Annotated in this window: 4 protein-coding genes; 2 read left to right on the top strand and 2 right to left on the bottom strand. The window is 68.9% G+C overall.

Translation table 11 applies throughout. From position 1 onward, the window contains the following. Positions 1-373, bottom strand: a 373-nt coding sequence (locus tag MJ785_RS20545) for a tyrosine-type recombinase/integrase (protein ID WP_239382410.1), incomplete at its 3' end; no start/stop codon positions are given. On the opposite strand from MJ785_RS20545, the gene MJ785_RS20540 reads away from it, so the two are divergent. Beyond that, complete coding sequence (locus MJ785_RS20540; RefSeq protein WP_239382408.1) at positions 345-2,258, top strand: site-specific integrase; 1,914 nt, start codon at positions 345-347, stop codon at positions 2,256-2,258. The genes MJ785_RS20545 and MJ785_RS20540 overlap by 29 nt on opposite strands. 81 nt (positions 2,259-2,339) lie before the next feature. Then, positions 2,340-2,603 carry a hypothetical protein gene (locus tag MJ785_RS20535; protein ID WP_239382406.1) on the top strand — a complete coding sequence of 88 codons (264 nt, stop codon included), beginning with the start codon at positions 2,340-2,342 and terminating at the stop codon, positions 2,601-2,603. A gap of 10 nt (positions 2,604-2,613) precedes the next feature. On the opposite strand, the gene MJ785_RS20530 is transcribed toward MJ785_RS20535, so the two are convergent. Next, on the bottom strand, positions 2,614-3,345 hold the full coding sequence (locus MJ785_RS20530; RefSeq protein ID WP_239382404.1) for a dienelactone hydrolase family protein: 732 nt from the start codon (positions 3,343-3,345) through the stop codon (positions 2,614-2,616). Positions 3,346-4,343 lie beyond the last annotated feature (998 nt).

The following is a 4,343-nucleotide window of genomic DNA, read 5'->3' as shown; positions in this document are numbered from 1 at the left end:
AGTGTCGCAGGGTGTGTAGGGTGACGTGCTTGTTCTTGATCGACGGGCAGGTGTCCGCGGCGGTGGCGGCGTGCTTGGCGACGAGGCGCTCGACGGCGTCACGGGAAAGCCGGCCGCCGGTCTGGGTGGGGAACAGCGGGCCGCCCGGGTCGGGGTTGGACTCGGCGAGCCAGGTCCGCATGACCTTGACGGTCTGGGTGGTGAGTGGGGTGGCTCGGTCCTTGCGGCCCTTGCCGTGGCAGCGGACGTGCGGGCCGGCCCCGAGGTGGATGTCCTGCCTGGTCAGGCCGGTGAGCTCGGAGACGCGCAGCCCGGTCTGGACGTCGAGCAGGAGCAGGGCATGGATGCCGGTGAACCCGGCCCACCACGGCACCGCACTGTTCGACGTCGCGACCGCCCTGACCACCCAGGGCATCGCGCTGGCCGACCTGACCCCGTCTGCCCTGCTGCACTACGTCTGGGAGTGCCGCCGCGGGGGGCTGGTGCTCGGGGCGCGCGGCGCCGGCAGCCGGTTCCCGGGGCACCTGGCCTGGCAGGCGCTGCACGCGATGGGGCACTTCCCGGAACAGGGGCCAGCGACGCTGAAGGCGGCGTTGCTGACCGGCCGGCTCAGTGCCGAGGAGATGGTCGGCCGCTACCCGATCCGCCACGCCGGCGTCCGGCGGCTGCTGGTCGCCTACCTTGAGCGCCGCCAACCCGACCTGGACTACTCGTCGCTGGACAACCTTGCCCGGCACCTGGCCAGCCATTTCTGGTCCACGATTGAGGCGCTCGCCCCCGGTCAGGCGGACCTGCGCCTCGACGGCGAGCTCTACCGGCGCTGGCGCGGGCAGGTCGCGCTGCGCGCGGACGGCGGCGGGCGCCGCGAGTTCGAGCCGATCCTGCGCGCCGTCCGGGCCTTCTATGTCGACATCCAGGCCTGGGCGCCCGCCGAACCTGAGCGCTGGGCAATCTGGGTGGCGCCCTGCCCGGTGCCCGACGCCGATGTGCGCGGGTTCGGGATCCGTAAACGGCGCGTCAAGGAACGCATGGACGACCGCACCCGCCAACGCCAACCGCTGCTGGCCACTCTGGTGGAATACATGGAGGCCCGCTACGAACACCTGCGCGCCGTGCTGGAACGCGCCTCCACCGCAGGCGCCGGAGAGACGATTACCCTCGACGGCCGCACCTACCAGCGTTTGTGGAGCCGGGCCGACGAGCGGCGGGTCAGGCACGGCGGGACGGCGAACGTGCGGGTCCTCGACCAGGAATCCGGCAAGCCCGTCAACCTCACAGCCGCCGAAGACGCCGCGTTTTTCGAGTGGGCGGTCGTGGAAATACTCCGCCACACCGGCGTCCGAATAGAAGAAGCGCTCGAGCTCACCCACCTGAGCATCCGGCAATACCAGCGGCCCACCGGCGAGGTCATCGCCCTGCTCGTGGTCGCCCCCTCGAAAAGTGACCGGGAGCGCGTCATCCCCATGTCCGCCGAGCTGTTCAGCGTCATCGCCGCGATCATCCGCCGGCACACCCGAGACGGCCGGGCCATCCCGCTGCTGCCACGCTACGATCCCCACGAGCGCCGAGCCAGCCCGGCGATGCCGTTCCTGTTCCAACGCAAGATCGGTACCAGCCTGGAGGTCGTCTCGCCGGCCACCGTGGTGAACATGCTCCGGCGCCGCTGCGAGGAACTCGCCGAACGCCACCCCGGCTTCCGCGCCGCCTGTTTCACCCCCCACGATTTCCGGAGGTTATTCGCGACGGAACTTGTGAACAACGGCCTGCCGATCCACATCGGCGCGGCCCTGCTCGGCCACCTGAACCTCCAAACCACGCGGGGCTACGTCGCGGTGTTCAACGAGGACGTCGTCCGCCACTACCAGGAATTCCTCGGCCGGCGCCGCAACACCCGCCCCGGCGACGAGTACGGAGACGTCACCGAACATGAATGGAGGGAGTTCGAGGAACACTTCGACAAACGCAAGGTCGAGTTGGGTGGCTGTGCCCGCCCCTACGGAACTCCTTGCCAGCATGAGCACGCCTGCCTGCGTTGCCCGATGCTGGCGATAAACCCGAAGATGGTGCCGCGCCTCGACGAAATCGAGGCCGACCTACTCGCCCGCCGCGCCCGCGCCGAGCAGGAGAACTGGCTCGGTGAGGTCGACGGCCTCGACCTCACCCTCACCTTCCTCCGGCAGAAACGCGAGGACACCCGGCGGCTGGCCCGCATCGCCCCCGTCGGCCTCGGCATACCCGTCATCGCGGCGCCGCGATGACCTGAGTTCCCATGGGATCGTTCCCAGCACTCGGTGAGATCGAGGGCATCGACCTCACCCTGGCCTTCCTGCGCGACAAGCGTGCCGAGGCGCACCGGGTTCAGCAGCGAGAGCCGATCCACCTCGGCCTACCAGCCGTCGGCCCCTGGAACGGATCAGGACACCAACACCAGCGGGGCTTTCGCCGATGTCAATCTGGAGACGCGCCGGCCCCGACCGGGGCCGGTACCGCCGCGGTCGGGGCGGTTGTGCATCTGCTGGCCACCGCTCATCGAGGTGGGCCGGGACCTGTCCTCGATGAGCGGTGGCCTGGCCGACAGCTCCTATCGTCTGCTGCTGGCCTGACGGCCCGGCCTCACCTCAGGTGCCGGGTGAAGAATTCGGCCGCGGCGTCCCCCGCGAACTGCGGGACGCCGGTGTGCCCGCCCATGTTGGCGTGCAGTGTCTTCTCCTTGGAGCCGAAGGCGTCGAACAGGTCCAGGGCCGCCTGCCGGTCGTTTCCTTCGTCATCCCACTGCAGCAGGACGTGCAGCGGGATGGTGACCCGCCGAGCCTCTTCGAACATAGTGCGGGGCACGAAACTCCCGGCGAACAGAACGGCGGCCGAGATGCGCGGCTCGACCACCGCCAGCCGGATACCGATGGCGATCACCCCTCCCGAGTAGCCGACCGGGCCGCCGATCTCGGGCAGCGACAGGAGGGCGTCCAGGGCCGTCTGCCATTCCGGGACCGCCTTGTCGACCAGCGGGAGGACGAGCCGGTCGACGATGTCGCCGTCGACCGGCTCGCCGGCCTTCAGCGCCCGGCGCAGGTCGGCGCGGGCCTCCTCGGCGGCGGCGGAACGGGGCCGGTCACCGCTTCCGGGGAGCTCGATGGTCGCCGCGGCGAAGCCGTCCGCCGCGGAGCGCCGGGCCCGGGCCACCAGTCGCGGGTGCATCGTGCCCAGGCCGCCGGGGTGGCCGAGCAGGATCAGCGGGGCCGGTGCGGATGCGGATCCGGGTGTCCACAGGATGCCGGGGATCTCGCCGAGGGTGAGTTCGCGCTCGAGGACACCGTCGTCGAGGCGCTGTTCGGAAGTGAATCGCATGGTCGTGCCTTTCGGGAGTGCTCGTGAACGGCGCTCCCGGACGACCTATCGCCCGACCGTGACCCCGGAGGGGAGCACCCATGTCGATACTGCGTTCACGGGTATCACCTCCTCGTTCTCTGGCGCGGCCTCCGGAAAGGTAGCAGTGGTCGCCGTGGTCCGCCAACAGGTTTTGCGGAGGCTCCGGGCCCGCCGCGAAGGCGGTCACGCCCAGCCAGCAAGATCTAACGGAGTCACAGTCACTCGCTTGACAAGTGCAGAGAAGGAACCGAAACCAGCGCAGCAGATCCATCCCATACGACCGCTGTGTCGTCGCCGGCCGCCCACAGGCGGTCAACTCGGCGAAGAACGCCGCGACCGGCGCGACCGGCTGGCTGTCGCCGTCAACCAGCCGATATGGCGCGAACAGATCCCCCGTCGACTCCAACGCACCCAGCAACGGCACCACCAGCCGCGACAGGTCCCGCGGCACCTCGTCCTCGTTGATCACGAGCAGTGAATCTAGCGGGCCAACCACCAAAGCGCGAGCATTTCGCTACGGAACGTACCGCTAGTTCGGTCAACAGGTCCGTCTTACGTCCCGGCACGTTGTGGAGATGACGGGCGTTGAGCAGCCAGCACTCGCCGACAGCGTCTTCCAGAATGTGGAAGGGCGCCTTCCAGAACACCCCGGTAATCAGGCGTCGTCAGGGGACCGTCCGCGACGGCAGGTGACGGACCGGTTTGTCCGTTCCTTCGGCCGTGGCGGACGGATTATCTGGAGACCGTCCGCCACGTGGACAGCCGAGCGTCCAGCGTGTCTGGTGCCCGCTGCTCCTCGATGCTGCTTTTGTCCCTCCCGTGGCGTACGCGTACGTGACAGTGTGACCTGCGGGAACGCCAACTTCGATCTTGAAAACTACAGATAACACCCGGGGGCATCTCATGATCAAAAAGTCTAGAGGGCGCGCTCGCGGCAGCACTCCCACGTGCCTGGAGATGCCCACGCCACGCTAAGT

It is taken from the genome of Protofrankia sp. CiT1 (assembly GCF_917627335.1).
In the GTDB taxonomy this organism is placed as follows: domain Bacteria; phylum Actinomycetota; class Actinomycetes; order Frankiales; family Frankiaceae; genus Protofrankia.
The sequence above is the reverse complement of the archived record's forward strand: the minus strand, read 5'-3'. Positions and strand labels throughout refer to the sequence as shown.